This is a genomic window from Aquabacter sp. L1I39, assembly GCF_017742835.1.
Taxonomy (GTDB): Bacteria; Pseudomonadota; Alphaproteobacteria; order Rhizobiales; family Xanthobacteraceae; genus L1I39.
In genome coordinates, this window is sequence record NZ_CP072392.1 from 575477 (window position 1) to 592779 (window position 17303).

The 17303-nt window shown below is 66.2% G+C and carries 18 protein-coding genes; 2 read left to right on the forward strand and 16 right to left on the reverse strand.

What is annotated here, in order from left to right:
- Positions 1 to 166: 166 nt before the first annotated feature.
- A complete protein-coding gene (locus J5J86_RS02580; RefSeq protein WP_209103353.1) occupies positions 167 to 802 on the forward strand; it encodes a MarC family protein in 636 nt (211 codons plus the stop codon).
- Positions 803 to 838: 36 nt separating this feature from the next.
- Here J5J86_RS02580 and J5J86_RS02585 read toward each other — a convergent pair whose 3' ends face one another.
- The 5 genes from J5J86_RS02585 to J5J86_RS02605 all read right to left on the reverse strand — a co-directional run bounded on the left by J5J86_RS02585 (position 839) and on the right by J5J86_RS02605 (position 5838).
- Positions 839 to 1513, reverse strand: a complete 675-nt coding sequence (locus J5J86_RS02585; protein WP_209103354.1) for a sulfite oxidase-like oxidoreductase — start codon at positions 1511 to 1513, stop codon at positions 839 to 841.
- 22 nt (positions 1514 to 1535) lie between these two features.
- Positions 1536 to 2543: an LLM class flavin-dependent oxidoreductase gene (locus J5J86_RS02590; protein WP_209103355.1), complete on the reverse strand. Its 1008-nt coding sequence runs from the start codon at positions 2541 to 2543 to the stop codon at positions 1536 to 1538.
- Positions 2544 to 2832: 289 nt separating this feature from the next.
- The gene (locus J5J86_RS02595) at positions 2833 to 4158 is read right to left on the reverse strand and encodes an MFS transporter (protein ID WP_209103356.1); all 1326 of its coding nucleotides are present in this window, start codon (positions 4156 to 4158) and stop codon (positions 2833 to 2835) included.
- Between the two features lie 76 nt (positions 4159 to 4234).
- Positions 4235 to 4984, reverse strand: a complete 750-nt coding sequence (locus J5J86_RS02600; RefSeq protein ID WP_209103357.1) for an SDR family oxidoreductase — start codon at positions 4982 to 4984, stop codon at positions 4235 to 4237.
- Positions 4984 to 5838: a fumarylacetoacetate hydrolase family protein gene (locus J5J86_RS02605; RefSeq protein ID WP_209103358.1), complete on the reverse strand. Its 855-nt coding sequence runs from the start codon at positions 5836 to 5838 to the stop codon at positions 4984 to 4986. The genes J5J86_RS02600 and J5J86_RS02605 overlap by 1 nt, the downstream gene beginning before the upstream one ends.
- 372 nt (positions 5839 to 6210) lie before the next feature.
- Here J5J86_RS02605 and J5J86_RS02610 point away from each other — a divergent pair, with 372 nt between their 5' ends.
- The gene (locus J5J86_RS02610) at positions 6211 to 6957 is read left to right on the forward strand and encodes an IclR family transcriptional regulator (RefSeq protein WP_247657936.1); all 747 of its coding nucleotides are present in this window, start codon (positions 6211 to 6213) and stop codon (positions 6955 to 6957) included.
- Between the two features lie 128 nt (positions 6958 to 7085).
- Here J5J86_RS02610 and J5J86_RS02615 read toward each other — a convergent pair whose 3' ends face one another.
- The 11 genes from J5J86_RS02615 to modD form a co-directional block, all read right to left on the reverse strand.
- Complete coding sequence (locus J5J86_RS02615) at positions 7086 to 7370, reverse strand: ferredoxin family protein (RefSeq protein ID WP_209103359.1); 285 nt, start codon at positions 7368 to 7370, stop codon at positions 7086 to 7088.
- 39 nt (positions 7371 to 7409) lie between these two features.
- The gene (locus tag J5J86_RS02620) at positions 7410 to 8717 is read right to left on the reverse strand and encodes an FAD-dependent oxidoreductase (RefSeq protein WP_209103360.1); all 1308 of its coding nucleotides are present in this window, start codon (positions 8715 to 8717) and stop codon (positions 7410 to 7412) included.
- 11 nt (positions 8718 to 8728) lie between these two features.
- Complete coding sequence (locus tag J5J86_RS02625; protein ID WP_209103361.1) at positions 8729 to 9841, reverse strand: electron transfer flavoprotein subunit alpha/FixB family protein; 1113 nt, start codon at positions 9839 to 9841, stop codon at positions 8729 to 8731.
- A gap of 14 nt (positions 9842 to 9855) precedes the next feature.
- Positions 9856 to 10710 carry an electron transfer flavoprotein subunit beta/FixA family protein gene (locus J5J86_RS02630; protein ID WP_209103362.1) on the reverse strand — a complete coding sequence of 285 codons (855 nt, stop codon included), beginning with the start codon at positions 10708 to 10710 and terminating at the stop codon, positions 9856 to 9858.
- 149 nt (positions 10711 to 10859) lie between these two features.
- Positions 10860 to 11231: a nitrogenase stabilizing/protective protein NifW gene (gene nifW / locus J5J86_RS02635; protein ID WP_209103363.1), complete on the reverse strand. Its 372-nt coding sequence runs from the start codon at positions 11229 to 11231 to the stop codon at positions 10860 to 10862.
- A 42-nt stretch (positions 11232 to 11273) separates the two neighbouring features.
- Positions 11274 to 11999, reverse strand: coding sequence for a serine O-acetyltransferase (gene cysE, locus J5J86_RS02640; protein ID WP_247658386.1), 726 nt, complete (start codon positions 11997 to 11999; stop codon positions 11274 to 11276).
- A gap of 56 nt (positions 12000 to 12055) precedes the next feature.
- Positions 12056 to 13249, reverse strand: coding sequence for a homocitrate synthase (gene nifV / locus J5J86_RS02645; protein WP_209103365.1), 1194 nt, complete (start codon positions 13247 to 13249; stop codon positions 12056 to 12058).
- Between the two features lie 67 nt (positions 13250 to 13316).
- A complete protein-coding gene (nifS, locus tag J5J86_RS02650; RefSeq protein ID WP_209103366.1) occupies positions 13317 to 14519 on the reverse strand; it encodes a cysteine desulfurase NifS in 1203 nt (400 codons plus the stop codon).
- Between the two features lie 13 nt (positions 14520 to 14532).
- Entirely contained in the window at positions 14533 to 15552 is a 1020-nt protein-coding gene (gene nifU, locus J5J86_RS02655; RefSeq protein ID WP_209103367.1) for a Fe-S cluster assembly protein NifU, read from the reverse strand.
- A 12-nt stretch (positions 15553 to 15564) separates the two neighbouring features.
- Positions 15565 to 15885 carry a HesB/IscA family protein gene (locus tag J5J86_RS02660; protein WP_209103368.1) on the reverse strand — a complete coding sequence of 107 codons (321 nt, stop codon included), beginning with the start codon at positions 15883 to 15885 and terminating at the stop codon, positions 15565 to 15567.
- Positions 15886 to 16244: 359 nt separating this feature from the next.
- On the reverse strand, positions 16245 to 17087 hold the full coding sequence (gene modD, locus J5J86_RS02665) for a ModD protein (protein WP_209103369.1): 843 nt from the start codon (positions 17085 to 17087) through the stop codon (positions 16245 to 16247).
- Positions 17088 to 17303: the final 216 nt, after the last annotated feature.

Sequence of the window (17303 nt, forward strand, 5' to 3'; positions counted from 1 at the left end):
CCATGCGGGCGGGACGGCAGCCGGACGCGACAGGATTCGCGGGCGCCCTCGGCAGATTGCGCCGGGCGCGACGGAGGACCGGGCACAGGCGGGACGGCGCAGCGGGCTGGCGGCGTCCGGATCGCGGTTGGGGCGCGGATCGACCGCAGGCGGGGGATGGGACGCGATGACGGATGATCTCAATCTGCTGGTGACGCAGTTCGTGACGCTGTGGGCGGTGCTGGAGCCCATCAGCCATTTGTCCATGTTCATGGCGGTGACCTCCGAGCTGTCGAACAAGGGACGTCGGCGGGCGGCGGTGCTGGCCACCTTCTTCGCCTTCCTCATCCTGGTCTTCTTCATCGTGGTGGGTCAGGCGCTGCTGGAGGCCATGGGCATCTCCATCCTGTCCTTCCAGGTGGCCGGCGGGCTCATCCTGTTCGTTTATGCCATGACCATGATCTTCACCGAGATGGGCAAGCCGCAGGCGCTGGAGATCGACGAGGACAAGCACCTGGCCGCCATGGCGGTCTATCCGCTGGCCACCCCTGTCATCGCCGGGCCCGGGGCCATCCTCTCGGTGATGATCCTGGCCAACAACAACCGGCATTCCATCCATGACCAGGTCATCACCATCACGGTGGTGGCCGCCCTCATGGTCATCATGCTCGTGCTGTTCTTCCTGGCCAAATACCTGCTGATGGTGATCCGCCAGTCCGGCGCCAATCTGATCCGCCGCATCATGGGCATCATCCTGGCGGCGCTGGCGGTGGACATCGTCCTCACCTCGCTCGCCAAGTGGCTGAACCTGCCACCCATCTGAAGACGACCGCGCCCGGCGGGGCCGGGCGCGCGCGCCTTACTCGGAATAGCGCTGCTCGGTCCACGGATCGCCGCGCTCGTGATAGCCGCGCTCCTCCCAGAAGCCGAGCTTGTCGGCGGGCAGGAATTCGATGCGCTTCAGCCACTTGGCGCTCTTCCAGAAATAGAGGTGCGGCACCACGAGCCGCACCGGCCCGCCATGGGCGCGAGTGAGCGGCTCGCCTTCCCAACTATGGACGAGCATGGCATCGGGCGCGGCGAAGTCTTCCAGCGGCAAATTGGTGGTGTAGCCGTCATAGGAATAGAGCAGTACGAAATGGGCCTCGGCGCGCGGGCGCACCAGGTCCATCAGGTCACGGGTGCGCACGCCTTCCCAGCGATTGTCATAGCGCGACCAGGTGGTGACGCAGTGGATGTCGGTGACCTCGGTGGATTGGGGCGCGGCCTTGAAGGCGTCGAGGTCCCAGTGGATGGGATTCTCCACCAGCCCGTCCACGTCGAGCCGCCAGCGGCTCGGCGGCAGCATGGGCTGGAGGCCGAGATCCAGCACCGGCCAGTCCTTCACCAGATGTTGGCCCGGCGGCAGGCGGTCGGATTCGGGGCGCGCCACGCGGCCGGTGAGGAACTTGCCCTCCTCCGCCCAGCGCTCCTTGGTGCGGGTCAGCTTGGTGGGGAGGGCCGATGGGGCGCTCCCCTCTGTCTCATCGCTCATCTGCCCCTCCCTGCGTATGCCATCAAGCGGGCACGGGCGCGCCGGCCAGATCCGCATGGACCTGCGCGAGGATCTCATAGGATCGCTTGCGTGCCGAGGGGTCGAACATCGCGGAGGCCACCATCAGCTCGTCCGCCGCCGTGCGTTCAAGAAAGGCCGCCAATTGCGCGCGCACCGTCTCCCGCGAGCCGACGAAGGAGCAGGCCAGCATGGACGAGGCCTGCACCTTCTCCATGGGGTTCCAATAGGTGTCGATGTCGTCGATGGGCGGCGGCAGCAGGCCGCGCGTGCCCCGGAACATGTTGGTGAAGGCCTGCTGGGCGGAGGTGAAGAGGCGCCGGGCCTCCGCATCCGTATCGGCGGCGATCACGTTGCAGCCCACCATGGCATAGGGCCGGTCCAGCTGGGCGGAGGGCTCGAACCGCTCGCGATAGACGGAGAGCGCCTGCATCAGGGCGTCGGGGGCGAAATGGGAGGCAAAGGCATAAGGCAAACCGAGCATGCCGGCGAGCTGCGCGCCGAACAGGCTGGAGCCCAAGATCCAGAGCGGCACATGGGTGCCCATCCCCGGCACGGCGCGAATCTTCTGGCCCTCCTGCACGTCGCCCAGCAAGGCCTGCAATTCCAGCACGTCCTGGGGGAAGGTGTCGGAGGCGGCAGGGTCGCGGCGCAGCGCCCGCAAGGTGCGTTGGTCGGTGCCCGGCGCGCGGCCAAGGCCGAGATCGATGCGGCCGGGGAAGAGGGTGGCGAGCGTGCCGAACTGCTCGGCGATCACGAGGGGCGAATGGTTCGGCAGCATGATGCCACCCGCGCCCACGCGGATGGTGCTCGTGCCGGCCGCCACGTGGCCGATCACGACCGAGGTGGCCGCCGAGGCGATGCCCACCATGTTGTGATGCTCGGCCAGCCAGAAGCGCTTATAGCCGAGCGCCTCCACATGACGGGCGAGGTCGCGCGAATTGCGCAGGGCGTCGGCCGGCGTGCCCCCCTGGGGCACATGGGCGAGGTCGAGGACGGAAAAGGGGGGCATGGGTTCACTCTCCTGCGCCATCGCCGGCAGCTTGCGCCCCCGCCGGCCCGCAAGAGATTGGGTCTTCCCGCCCCTCCCGCAAGGGCGGGATTGAAAGCGGCCCGTCCGGCGCACCGGACAGGCCGCCCTCCCCGACCCTATTTGGCGTCGCACGCGAGGGGCACCGGCGCGCGCGGACCGTGCCTGGACAAATCGAGCGATCAGCTCAGGCGCCAGAACGCACACCAATCAGAAGGCTTGCCTTCCGGTCGGTGCGCGCTCCATTGGCCGGCGCAGTCGGCCGGTAGCCTCAGCGAGTTGTGCGGGGTGCCCGCTTGACCTGAATGGCAAGGCATAGCACCGCGGCGATGATCGGGCCGGCCGCCAGCGTCAGCAACGCCGGCGTGAAGCTCTGGGTGGTGTCCTTGATCCAGCCCACCAGATAGGGACCGGCGAAGCCGCCGATTTGCGCGAAGCCGTTAATGGCTGCGATGCCTCCGGCGGCAGCTGCACCGGTGAGAAACTGGGTCGGCAGCGACCAGAATACCCCGAGGACCGCCCACACGCCGAACGCTGCTGCACAAAGCAGGAACAGGCCCATGATCGGGCTCGGAGCAACCGCGCTGGCGGCGAGGAAGACGCCGCCGATAAGCGCCGAAGACGCCGTATGCCACTTGCGCTCTCCGGTGCGGTCTGAATTGCGCGACATTACGACAAGACCGATGGCGGCGAAAATGAACGGGATGGCCGTGACGACCCCCGTCTGCATTTCGGTCAGCCCGCCGATGGACCGCACGATCTGCGGCAGCCAAAGCACAACGCCGTAAACGGCCATGGCGTTGAACATGTAGATCAACGTCAACAGCCACACGCGCTTGTCGCGGAAGATGGCACGAAAATCATGGGTGCCCACCGCCGCCACCTCGCGGTTCTCGCGATCAAGCTCGGCAATCAACCAAGTCCGCTCGGCGGCGTCGAGCCAGCGTTTGTCCTCTTGCGGCCGGTCCACGAGGTAGAAGAACGTCACCACACCCAGGATCACCGCCGGAATGCCTTCAAGGATGAAGAGCCACTGCCAGGGGGCCAAACCGAACCAGTTGGGATTGCTGGCGAGGATAAAACCCGAAATGGGCGCCCCGATCACCGTAGACAGCACGGTCGCGGTCATGAAGCCTGCGGTGGCCTTGGCGCGGTCGCGAGCGGGGAACCAGTATGTAAGATAGAGCAGGATGCCCGGCACGAAGCCGGCTTCGGCGAGCCCCAGCAGGAAGCGCATTACATAGAAGCTCGTCTCACCCTGGATGAAGGCCATGCCGCAGGATATGAGGCCCCAGGTCACCATGATACGGGCGATCCAGAGCTTTGGACCAACTTTATGCATGATCATGTTACTTGGGACTTCGAAGGCGATGTAGCCGAGAAAGAAGATGCCAGCGCCAAATCCATAGGCCGTTGCTGACAGGCCCAGATCCTTGTTCATGTGAATGGCGGCAAAGCCGACATTCACTCGATCAAGATAGTTGATGATGAAAAGAATAAAGCAGTAGAAGACGATGCGCCAGCGCAATTTGCCCAGCACCCGTTTGCGGATGGCGTCGTCGTCGGCGATGGGTGTATTTAGAGTCACGGATGACATGCGTTTTCCCCCTTAAGTGTAATTAAATGTGTGCCGTGGCGTGGCACGGCCGGCGCCTTGCGTCGACCGGCACGGGTCAATAAGTGGCGCGGCCACCGGAAACGTCGAACACGCCGGCTGTGGTGAAGGAGCATTCATCCGTCGCCAACCAGCAGACTAACGCCGCCACTTCTTCGATCTGGCCAAAGCGTCCCATTGGGATCTTGGACAGCATGAAGTCGATATGGGCCTGGCTCATCTGGTCGAAGATCGCGGTGTGCACCGCGGCCGGTGTCACGCAATTCACGGTGATGTTGTTCTTGGCCAGTTCCTTGCCGAGCGACTTGGTCAAGCCGATCACGCCGGCCTTGGACGCGCTATAGGCCGGGGCATTCGGATTGCCCTCCTTGCCAGCGATAGAGGCGATGTTCACGATCCGCCCGTAGCCGTTCTCCAGCAGGTAAGGCACGACAGCCTTGTTGCAGTAGAAGAGGCCATTGAGATTGACGTCGATGACCTTGCGCCACTCCTCCGCCGGATAGGTCCAGGTGGTGGTGTTGGGACCGGTGATGCCGGCACTGGCTACCAGGATGTCGATGCCACCGAAGGCCTGGGCGGTCTCTTGCGCGGCGGCCTCGACCGCTGCGCAATCTGTCACGTCAAGTACCACGCCGAGCGTGTCGGGTCCGAGATCGTGCCGGGCCTTCGCCACTGCGGCGGGATCGCGATCCCAGATGGCGACCTTGCCGCCCTCGGCAACGACGCGGGAGGCAACGGCAAGGCCGATGCCGGCCGCCCCGCCGGTAATCACTGCGACGCGACCGGAAAAGCGCATGGCCTTGGCCATCACTTCTTCTCCCACGCGACGCAGGTCTGCTGCTGCTGACCGAGTTTGTCGATACCGAGGGTCATGACGTCGCCTGCTTTCAGGTAGACCGGCTCAGGCTTCATCCCGAGACCCACGCCAGGAGGGGTGCCGGTGGTGATGATGTCCCCGGGCAGGAGCGTCATGAACCGGGACACATAGCTGACGATGGTCTTCACATCGAAGATCATGGTGGCGGTGTTGCCGGTCTGCATGCGCTTGCCGTTGACATCAAGCCACATGCCGAGGCTCTGCACATCGCCGACCTCGTCCGCCGTCACCAGCCAGGGACCGATGGGACCGAAGGTGTCGCATCCCTTCCCCTTGTCCCAGGTGCCGCCACGCTCGACCTGGTATTCACGCTCCGAGACGTCGTTGACGAGGACATAGCCGGCAACATGGGCCAGGGCCTCGTCCTCCTCCACATAGGAGGCTCGGCTGCCAATCACGATGCCAAGTTCGACCTCCCAATCGGTCTTGGTGGAGCCGCGCGGAATGATCACGTCGTCGTTCGGCCCCTGGATGCAGGAGGTGGCCTTAGCGAACACCACCGGCTCGCTGGGAATGGGGAGGTTGGATTCCGCGGCGTGGTCGGAAAAGTTCAGGCCAATGGCGATGAATTTGGAGACGCCGGCCACTGGCGCGCCATAACGCGGGCGGCCCTCCACCACCGGCAAGAGGGTCACGTCCAGTGCGGCGAGCTTGGCAAGGCCCTCCTGTGACAAGTGGGAGCCGGTGATGTCGGTTACCACGCCGGAGAGGTCGCGGACCCTCCCCTCCGCGTCGAGGAGACCGGGCTTTTCCTGGCCCTCGGGGCCATAGCGCAGGAGTTTCACTTGCGAATTCCCTCAATTGGTCAAACGCCAGCGACGTGCTGCACGGATTGGGCGCAGCGCGTCGTTCGCCGAGATGAAGCGGCGCTGGATGAGTCACGAAGGCAGGTCAGATGGAGCGCGTCTGGCGTAAAGCGCCCCCGCGCCCGTCCTCTCCCCGTTCATTTCCATTGACTATCCCAAAATATGGGATATTATTTTATATTGTGGTATATAAAAACTCAGATCCGCGGCCAATGTCAAGCTGTGCCACGGGTGACGAAAGGGAGGATGGCGATGCCAACGGATGGGCCTGCACAGTCCGGCGAAGCGACCAAGACCGGACGCAGGGGAAGGCCAAGGACAGGCGATGCGGGGGAAGGAGCGCAGACGCTGATGCGCGGCCTCGACGTGCTGGAGGCCATTGCCGAAGGTGCCACCGATCTTGCCGCCTTGGCGGCACGCCTGGCTTCCACCCGGACCACCACGCATCGGCTGGCATCTGCCTTGGTGGCCCGGCGCTATCTCAATTTCACGTCGGGCGGCGGCTATAGCCTTGGTCCAAAGCTCGTGGAACTGGGCTTTCAGGCGCGCAGCAAGATGCCTCTCCACCAAGCGGCCCATGCCCATCTGGCTCAACTGGCCGAGAGTACCCTCGACACGGTGCAGTTGGGCGTCCTTGATGAAGGCGCGGTGTTCTATATCGACAAGGTCCCCGGCCAGCGCCGCTTCGAGGTGCGCTCCAACATCGGTGACCGTCGTCACGTCTGGGCGACGGGCCTCGGCAAGGCTCTGGTGCTCGACATGACAGAGGCGCAATGGCGCACGTTCATCGGCAAGGGCCGGCCGAAGGATGAGCCCCTGTCCGAAGCGGCCCAGGAGGAGTGGCTCGCCCAGATGCGCACCTATGCCCGCACCGGCGTCGCCTTCGATCTCGGCGAGACCGAGCCGGAATTGCGCTGCGTGGCGGCACCCATTCGGGACGCCAGCGGCGCCATTATCGCGGCAGTCAGCGTCTCAAGCTTCACGCCCTATATGCAGGCCACGCGCATGAAGGAACTCTCGCAGGAAGTGCGGGACACCGCTGCCGCCATCAGCACCGCCCTCGGCTGGCGCAAAGGGTCGGGCACGGCATCCATTTGAATGTGCGAGATGCCGTGGCCTGCATTGCCATGCGCCCAGACTGGGCTCATCTGAGCGGCATGTGGTTCTCCGGCTTTATGCCGAGAGGCCTTGTGCGCTTACCGTGCGGTCCGAGACAATGCACGCGTCTAGCCGAACTTGAACAGCACCCCGAACCCGCCGCGCGGATAGTTCCACTCGATTTCGCCGGAGGGCTCGCACAGCACCCGGCAGGTGCCGCATTCAAAGCAGCCGTCGGGCACCACTTCCACCTGGCCGGAATCAGTGGTGGCATAGCAGCCCGCCGGGCACAGGCGCGTCATGGCGAGCAGGTTCGCCGAGGGCGTCTCATGGGGCAGGATCTTGATGTGGGGGCGGCCCACATCCACGAGATACCGGTTCTGGAACAGCTTTTCCTCAACCCGTGCGGTCATGGCGACCTCCTGTGGCGGGACGTGATGGAAGGAGATGGATCAGCGCCAGGCGCGGGCGAGCCGGAAGGCATCGCCGATGAGGCCCGGCCAGGACCGGCGCTTGACGAAGGAACGGACCGTCGCCTTCTCCTTCTCCACCTTGGGCGTGCCGTCGACCCGCAGGAAATTCTGCGCGGCCTTCGACATCAACTCGGGATAGGTGAGGAAGAAGTTGCGCGACTGGGTGTGCAGCAGCGCCGGCATGTCCTTGTATTTCTTCAGGTCCTTCATGACGAAGGATTCCTCGACCATCTTCTTGTAGAGGGCGAGGTTGGCCTTGTTGAGGGGCTCCTTGCGGCTCTTCAAGTGGAAGATGGCCTCGGCCGCCAGCCGGCCCGTGGTCATGGCGAGGTTGGAGCCCTCGCGGTGGATGGCATTGTTGAACTGGGCGGCATCGCCCACCACCAGCCAGCCATCGCCATAAAGCTGCGGGATCGCCTTGTAGCCGCCCTCCGGAATGAGATGGGCGGCATATTCCTTCACTTCCGCGTCCGCCAGCAGCGGGGCGATGGAGGGATGGGCCTTGAAGGCTTCGAGCAGCCCATAGGGGGTCTCCTGCCCGTCCCGGAAATCGGAGACGAGGCAGCCGAGGCCCACCGAGAGGCATTCCTTGTTGGTGTAGAGGAAGGCCATGCCGGTCATGCCCTTGGAGATGGTGCCGGCGGCCTCGATGACCACGCCCTCATTCTCCTTCAGGTTGAAGCGGGCGCCGATGGCCTCCGCCGACATGAAGTGCATTTCCTTCACGGCGAGGGCCACATGCTCGGGCTTCGGCACCGGGCGCAGGCCGGCGCGGGAGCCCAGCAGGCCGTTCACCCCTTCCGCCAGCACCACCACGTCGCCATGGACGATGCCGCCGGCCCGGTCGGTGCGCACGCCGATGACCTTGCCATAGGCGTCGTGGATCAGTTCCGTGGCGGTGGTCTCGCACAGCACCGTGACGCCGGCCTCCTTCACCTTGGAGGAGAACCACTTGTCGAACTGGGCGCGGATGATGGTGTAGCGGTTGGGCTTGTCCTCGTTGAAGTCGTCGGAGCGGTAGTGCATGCCCACGTGCGAGGTGTCGTCCATCATCCAGAAGCGCTGCTCCACGATGTGGCGCTCCAGGGGGGCGTCCTCGCGGAAGTCGGGGACCAGCTTTTCCAGCATGTCCGCATAGAGGATGGCGCCCTGCACATTCTTGGAGCCGGAATATTCGCCCCGCTCCAGTTGCAGCACCTTCAGGCCGCGCTGGGCCAGAGTGAGCGCGCAGGCATTGCCGGACATGCCGGCCCCGACGACGATGGCGTCGAACTTCTCATCGATCATGATGGGCCTCCTCAGCCGGCCAGCCGGTCACGGGAATGGGGGGAGAGCCGCCGGCGGAACGCCTCGGTGAGGGCCGGCAGCAGGCGGATGGCATCGGTGACGATGCCCACATGGGCAAAGTCGAAGATGGGCGCGTTGGGATCGGTGTTGATGGCGACGATCATGTCCGCCCCCTCCACGCCCACGCGATGCTGGATGGCGCCGGAAATGCCGGCGGCGATGTAGAGCTTGGGCCGGATGGTCTTGCCGGTCTGGCCGATCTGGCGGTCAGACGTGATCCAGCCCTTCTGGACGAGGGGCCGCGAGCCGCCGAACTCGGCGCCCAGTACGGCGGCCAGGTTCCGCACCAGCTGGAAATTCTCCGCCGATTGCAGCCCGAGCCCGCCGGCCACCACCACGTCGGCATAGGCGAGATTCGCCTTGTTGGCGTCGCGGTCCGGCACGAAGGACAGGATCTTGGTGACGATGTCCTCTTCCGCCATGTCGAGCTTGTGCTCGACGATGCGGCCCACGGGGGCTTCCACCCGCTCGGGCATGGACATGACGCGGGGGCGGATGGTGGCCATCTGCGGCCGGAAGTTCAGCGTGTAGATGGTGCACAAAAGCGAGCCGCCGAAGGTGGGGCGGGTGGCGCCCAGCGACTTGTCGGCGTCCACGTCCAATTCCGTGCAATCGGCGGTGAGGCCGGTGAGCAGCGTGGTGGCCACCGAGCCGGCGAGGTCGCGGCCCAGCGTGGTGGCGCCCAGCAGCAGGATTTCCGGCTTGTGGGTGTTGACGATGTCGGTGAGCGCCTTGGTGTAGGGCTCGTTGCGATAATGGGCGAGGATGGGATCCTCGCAGAGATAGACGAGGTCCGCGCCATAGCAGAAGGCTTCGGCGGCGGCTTCCTTGGTGCCGCCATCGGGGGCGCCCACCACCACGCCGGCCAGTTCGCAGCCCAACTTGTCGGCGAGCTTGCGGCCCTCACCCATCAATTCCCAGGAGACGGGATGCACCTGGCCCCGTTCCAGCTCCACGAACACCCACACATGCTTGTAGGCCTTGAAGTGCTCGGGCAGTTCCTTCTTCATCCCGGCGCGTCCGCCGGCGGCGGGTTTGGCGGCAGGTTTGGCTGGCGTGGTCATGGGGCGTCTCCTGCTCAGAAGCCGGCGGAGAGGCGGGCCATGTCCGCCTCAAGGGTGGGGGTGCGGGCGAAAACGGCGTCGATGAGGGCATCTGCGGCGGCGCCGGCATCCTTGCCGGAAAGGTCCACCAGGGCCGCCTTCTCGGCGCGGGCGCCGGGAGCGAAGACGCGCTTCACCACCGTGGGCGAGCCGCGCAGGCCGCATTTGGTCATGTCCTCGATGCCGGCCTCCGCCGCGCTCCAGGTGACGATCTCGGCGCGGGCGGCGCGCAAGGCGTCGTCCATGGAGCCGCGGCGCATCTCGTTTGTGGCCTCCAGCATGGTGATGAGGCACGGCAGGCGGGTTTTCAGCACCTGCACCCCGCCCTCGGCCCGCCGCTCGATGGTGATGGAGCGGCCGTCGAGGTCCAGCTCCGCGATCTTGGCCACATAGGTCAGCTGCAACAGGTTCAGCCGCTTGGCGATGCCGGGGCCGACTTGGGCGGTGTCGCCGTCAATGGTCTGCTTGCCGGTGAAGACCACGTCCGGCGGGCCGAAGGTCTCGCCGATCTTGGCGATGGCGCTCGCCAGCGCGAAGGAGGTGGCCAGCGTGTCCGAGCCGGCGAAGAAGCGGTCGGTGAGCAGCACCGCCCGGTCGGCGCCGAAGGTCAGCGCCTTGCGCAAGGAGTCGGAGGCCATGGGCGGGCCCATGGTGAGCACCGTCACCTCGCCCCCGAACTTGTCGCGCAGGCGGAGGGCTTCCTCCAGCGCGAACAGATCGTAGGGGTTGATGATGGTCGGCACCCCCTGCCGCATGATCGTGTTGGTGACGGGATGGACCCGGATCTGGCCGGAGTCCGGAACCTGCTTGATGCAGACCACGATGTGCATGGCGGCAACCTCGCTTTAAAAGCCTCTGCCCTCCTCTCGCATCACCCGTGCCAAATCCTCTGGAAGAAAATAATTAGGTATTTTCAATGCCTTGAAGAAATGTACGAGAGGAGGGCAGGCGCAACCTGTCGGCTTTGCGACAGGCGGCGTCAGGAGCGCTCCACGCCCTGGAACAAGGCGGTGAGCGGAACGAACGCGCCCTTGGGCGCGGGGCGGGTGGGGTCGCGGTCCTTCAGCACCTTGAACACGCGCTGCTCCAGCGGCGAGGAGGTGAGGAAGTCCCGATAGGCGCGCTCCAGCGTGTCGGCGCAGGCGGCGCGGATGGCCTCGTCGCTCATGCCGGCAAAGTCAGTGGAGGCCAGATGCTGGCCCATTCGCTTCAAGATGTGCAGGCGTGCCACGTTCACGACACGCTTGTCGTAGGGCACGTCGAGGACGGAGAAGAAATCCTCCGCCGACGACAAATGGCGCAATTGGATGAGAACCGACGAAACGGGAGCGGACGTGTCGGAAGCGGACATTGGGACCTCCTCTTGTCGCCCTTGCGACGGGAATGGCAGGGTTCAGGCGGCGGGATCGCCGTCGCAGGGATCGGCCTCGGGCCGGCCCCGGCGCTGGAGGTGTGCGAGCCGCGCCTCCAGGAATTCGATGCGGTCCAGCAGGGAGGCGATGGCCTCACCCACCGGGTCGGGCATGAGATGGTGTTCAAGATCGATGCGGCCATCACCGAGCCGCCGGCGCTCGGCCGTCGGCTTCACCGGGCGGCCGGGAATGCCCACCACCGTCATGCCGGGGGCCACATCCTCGATCACCACCGAATTGGCGCCCACCCGCGCCCCGGCTCCCACGGTGATGGGGCCGAGGATCTTGGCGCCCGCGCCCACCAGCACGCCGTCCTTCAGGGTCGGATGGCGCTTGCCGGGACTCCAGGAGGTGCCGCCCAGCGTCACCCCGTGATAGAGCGTCACGTCGTCCCCCACTTCCGCCGTCTCGCCGATCACCACGCAGGCGCCGTGATCGATGAAGAAGCGCCGGCCGATGGTGGCGCCGGGATGGATGTCCGCATTGGTCAGAAAGCGCGCCAGCCAGGACAGGAAGCGGGCGGGAAACTTGAGCTTTCGCCGCCACAGGCGATGGGCGACCCGGTGCCAGATGACCGCGTGCACGCCGGGATAGGTGAGCACGATCTCCAGCGTGTTGCGGGCGGCGGGATCGCGCCCCTTCACGCAGGCCACGTCCTCGCGGACCAAGGCAAGAAGGCCGGGCACAGACGACGAGCTGGGGGACATGGGCGCGGCCAGGGGGATGGCGGGATGACGGCGGCGGGTGCCTCCCATGATCATGGTCAGGCCTCCTCGACGGCGATGCGGCGGCGGCGGAGCGCCTCCTTCGTGAAGCTGTCCTCGTAGAAGCGCCGCAGCACTTCCTGCGGCACCACCTGCTTGGTGCGGGTGGCGAAGTCGCGCACCCGCTTCAAAATGGCCTTGCCCCGCTCGGGGTCCACCTTCAGCCCTTCTAGCGCCAAAGCCCGCTCGATGGCGGCGAGGCCGGAATGCTTGCCCAGCACCACCGTGTGGTCGCGCCCCAGCATCTGCGGGTCGAGCGCCTCATAGGTGCGCCGGTCTTTCAGGAGGCCGGAGACATGGATGCCGGATTCATGGGTGAACACATCCTCCCCCACGACCGCCTTGGCGCGGGGCACGGGACGGCCGGCGGCCTGCGAGACGAGGGTGGCGAGGCCCTTGAGCGCGAGGGGATCGATGCCGGTCTCGCTGCGGCCGGTCTGGCGCAGTGCGATGGCCACCTCTTCCAGTGCCGCATTGCCGGCCCGCTCGCCAAGGCCCAGCACGGTGACGCTCACATGGCTTGCCCCGCCCATCACCGCCGCCAGCGCATTGGCGGTGGCAAGGCCGAGATCGTCATGGCCGTGGAATTCGATGTCGAGGTCGCACGCCTGGGCGATGCGCCCCACCAGCGCGCAGGTGGAGAAGGGATCGAGCACGCCCAGCGTGTCGGCGAGCCGCAGGCGGAAGGCGCCCGCCTGGGAAGCTACGCCCGCCACGGCGGCGAGGAAGGCCGGATCGGCGCGGGAGGCATCCTCGCAGCCCACCGCCACCGCAAAGCCGAGCCGGCGGGCGAGTGTCACCGTCTCGCCCACCTTGTCCAGCGCCCAGGCGCGGTCGCGGCCGAGCTTGCCGGCCAATTGCCGGTCGGAGGTGGGAATGGACAGGTTCACGCAGGTGACGCCCGCCGCCACCGCCGCCATCAGGTCTTCCTCGCCCATGCGGCACCATGCCATGACGCGCAGCGGCAGTTTCAGTGAGGCGATGGAGCGGATGGTCTCGATCTCCTCGTCGCCCATGGCCGGGGTTCCGGCCTCGATCTCCGGCACGCCGGCCGCGGCCAGCGCCTCGGCGATGTCGAGCTTCTCCTTGCGGGTGAAGGCGACGCCGGGCGCCTGCTCGCCATCCCTGAGCGTGGTGTCGTTCAGGAAGACGGTGCGGGGCGCGGGCGGGGGAAAGGGCGGCTTTGCGAGCATGGGTCACCTCCGGGCGCGGATGGGCACCGAGGGGAACCGGAGCCGCACGACGCGGCTCCGGGCATTGTCAGGCATAGACGGGCTTGAATTCCTGCGCCGGCGCGCCGGCCCCGTTCCAGAACGGGGAAAGGGCGCGCAGCTTGTCGATGATGCCAGGCATCACCTCCAGCACATGGTCCACTTCCTCCGGACTGTTGTCGCGGGACAGCGAGAAGCGGATGGCGCCATGGGCCGCCGTATAGGGGATCTTCATGGCCCGCAGCACATGGGAAGGCTCCAGCGAGCCCGAGGTGCAGGCCGAGCCCGAGGAGGCGGCGATGCCCTCGCGGTTCAGGAGCAGGAGGATGCCCTCCCCCTCGATGAACTCGAAGGCGATGTTGGCGGTGTTGGGCAGGCGGTTGTCCGCATCCCCCGTCACGAAGCAATTGGGGATGCGCTGGAGCAGGCCCTTTTCCAGCCGGTCGCGCAGGGCCCGCACCCGGCCATTCTCCTCGGCCATGTGCTCGGCGGCCAGCGCCGCGGCAACGCCGAGGCCCACGATGGAGGGCGTGTTCTCGGTGCCCGCCCGGCGGCTGCGCTCCTGGTGGCCGCCCTTGATCTGCGGGCGAAACCGAACGCCGCGCTTCACATAGAGCGCACCGATGCCCTTGGGGGCATGCAGCTTGTGGCCGGACAAGGAGAGCATGTCGATGGCGGTGGACTTCAGGTCCATGGGGATCTTGCCCACCGCCTGCACCGCGTCGGTGTGGAACAGCGCGCCATGGGCTTTCGCCATCTGCGCCAGTTCCTCGACGGGGAAGAGGGTGCCCGTCTCATTATTGGCCCACATGATGGAGACCACGGCGACCCGGTCGGAGAGGGCCTCCGCATAGGCGTCCATGTCGAGGCGGCCCTTCTCGTCCACCGGGATGACATGGACCTTCACGCCCTTGTTCTTCTCCAGCCAGGAGCACAAGGAGAGGACGGCGGGATGCTCCACCGCGCTGGTGATGACCTCGCGGCGGCGGGGGCTCGCCTCCAAGGCGGAGAGGATGGCCGCATTGTCGCTCTCGGTGCCGCCGGAGGTGAAGATCACCTCATGGTCGAATTCGGCGCCGAGCAGGGCCTGGAGCTTGCCGCGCGCCGCCTTCACCGCCCCGCCCACCTGCGAGCCGAAGGCATGCATGGAGGAGGGATTGCCGAACTGCTCGGTGAAGAAGGGCAGCATGGCCTCGACCACGCGGGGGTCCACGCGGGTGGTGGCGTTGTTGTCGAAATAGACCGGCTTCATCATCGCCTCCCGCTCACTTGACCGGCACGACGCGCAGCGGCATGCCCAGCTTCTCCATCAGGCGCTGCTGCACGCCGGATATGGTCACGGAGGCCATCTGGCAGCCGATGCAGGCGCCGGAGAGCTTCACGCTCACGGTGTTGCCCTCCACGTCCACCAGCTCGCAATCGCCGCCATCCTGCTGGAGATAGGGGCGCAACTCCTCGATGGCCTTGTCGATGAGCTTGATGCGCTGCACCTGGGTGAGCGGGGCCGGCGCGGAAGGCGGCGGCACCAGCGAGGCCAGCGGGCTCTGCTTGGGCGCGGTGGCCGAGAGCGGCACCTGAATGGGCTGGCCTGCGGGCGCGGCCTTCTCCTTGGCCGGCTCCTTGCCGTTGCCGACGCGGGGCTTGCCCTTGAGGGCGCGCGGATCCACCGAGCCGATGCGATAGGCGGCGGAGGCGGCGATGAGGCCCTCGGCCACCATGTCCGCATTCACCCGGGCGAGCACTTCCTCGATGGCCTCGAAGCAGGTGAGGCAGCCGCCGCCGGCCTTGGTGTAGAAGGTCACCTGCTCGGGGGTGGTCAGCTTGTTGACCTTCACCGCCCGCTCGATGACGCCTTCGTCCACGCCGAAGCACTTGCAGACCAGCGCGCCTTCCTCGTGGTCGTCTTCCCAGGTCTCGCCCCGGAAATTGGCCACCGCCGCCTGGAGGGCCTCATAGCCCATGACCGAGCAGTGCATCTTTTCCGGCGGCAGGCCGCCGAGGAAATCCGCAATGTCCTGGTTGGTGAGCGCCAGCGCCTCGTCCAGCGTCTTGCCGATGACGATCTCCGTGAGCGCGGAGGAGGAGGCGATGGCCGAGCCGCAGCCGAAGGTCTGGAAGCGGGCCTCGGTGATGACTTCCGTCTCCGGGTCCACCTTCAGCATGAGTTTCAGCGCGTCGCCGCAGGCGATGGCGCCCACTTCGCCCACCGCATTGGCGTCCGAGAGGGCGCCGGCATTCTTCGGGTTGAAGAAGTAGTCCTTGACCTTGTCCGTGTAATCCCACATGGCGCGCCCTCCTCAGCCAAAGGACTTGCCGCAGGCGCACTTGGACGCCGCGTTGGGATTTTCGAACACGAAGCCGGAATTCTCCAGCGAGGTGACGAAATCCACCTTCATGCCGGAGACGAGGGGCTGGGAGCGGTCGTCGATGAACAGCTTCACGCCGCTCTGCTCGATCACCACGTCGCCGTCACGGGGCGCATTCTCGAGCCCCATCATGTATTTGAAGCCGGCGCAGCCGCCCGCCTCCACCATAATGCGCAGGCCCTCGGCCCCGTTCGAGGTCTGTGCCATGGCGGTCTTCACCGCGTTAACCGCATTGTCGGTGAGAATGATCATGTTGGTGGTCCCCTCGAAACCGGAAGGATCTGAGGAGGATCACGCAAGCGCTGTGCCACAGTCTCAAGTCATTACAATGTAAAGAGTATCGCTTGAAACGTGGCTGTCGCAAACGCGACAAGCCGAACACGGACATCCGACACGGCGGATTTGCGACAGGGGCGCAGGTCACTTTCCAAGACATGCCGTGCGGCTGGACGCCCGGTGCGACCGTCATGCCCGGGCTCGTCCCGGGCATCCACGCCCAACCGCCAGGATCAACAGGGCAAACGTGCTACAGGCCGAACCCCCGGAAATGGCCGGGACAAGCCCGGCCATGACGGCTGCTCTTTATCAGAGGGAGGAAGGTCGATCGCGCCCTAAAGCGCCTCGATCACCACCTTCACATCGGCGGGCTTGGCCCAATAGGGCGCGGAGGTGACGAGCAGGCCGGCGCCCGCCCGCACATAGGCGGCGGCGTTGGTGGCGTTCACGCCGCCGGCGGCGGCCACCAGCGTGTGGAGCCCCCGCCGCTTCACCTCGGCCACCACCTCGGCCAGACTTTCCGGCGTCATCTTCTCGCATTGGAGAATGTCGGGAGCGGCTTCCAGCACGAGGCCCGCGGTCTCCAGGTCCGCCACCTCCACCACCACCTTCTTCTCCGGCGCGGCGCGCCGCAGAGCGGCGAGCGCGGTCACGGGGTCGTCGAGAAACGCGCGGTGCTCGGGGAAGACGAGAAGGGTTTCCGACAATCCCAGCCGATGGGGCTGCGCCCCTCCTGCGCGAATGGCGGCCAGCATCAAAGCCTTGCTGCCTGGCAAGGTCTTGCGGGTGGTCACCACGGCCGCATGGGGGTCCACGGCGCGGGCCGCCTCCACGATGGCGGCGGTGGCGGTGGCGATGCCGGAGAGATATTCCACCAGCGTCTGCGCCACCTTCCAGCTGCGGTGCAGCGCACCGGCAGGGCCTTGGGCGGAGAGGAGATGGGCGCCAGTCTCCACCCTCCATCCGCTGTCGGCGTGGCAGCGCACCTGGGCGCCCGCGCGGGTGATGAGATCGGCGGCGAGCTCGATGCCACACACCACCGCCTCCGCCCGCATGTAAAAGCGCATGCCGCCCGGGGCGTCGGAAATGCCCAGCATAGCGGTGGTCAGGTCGCCGGAGGGCACGTCCTCGGCCAGGAGCTGATCCACAAGAGCCTCGCTCCACCATTTCTCAGCCACAGCCGATCCTCCCGGTTTGCGCTTGGACGGAGAGAACATGGCATCCATGGGCGGAAGATGACAGCCGCCAGCCATGGTCAATGGGAGGGCGCCGCCGGCCATTGTCAGTGGGAATGCGCCGCTGGCCATTGTCAGTGGGAATGCGCCGCTGGCCATTGTCAGTGGGAATGCGCCGCTGGCCATTGTCAGTGGGAATGCGCCGCTGGCCATTGTCAG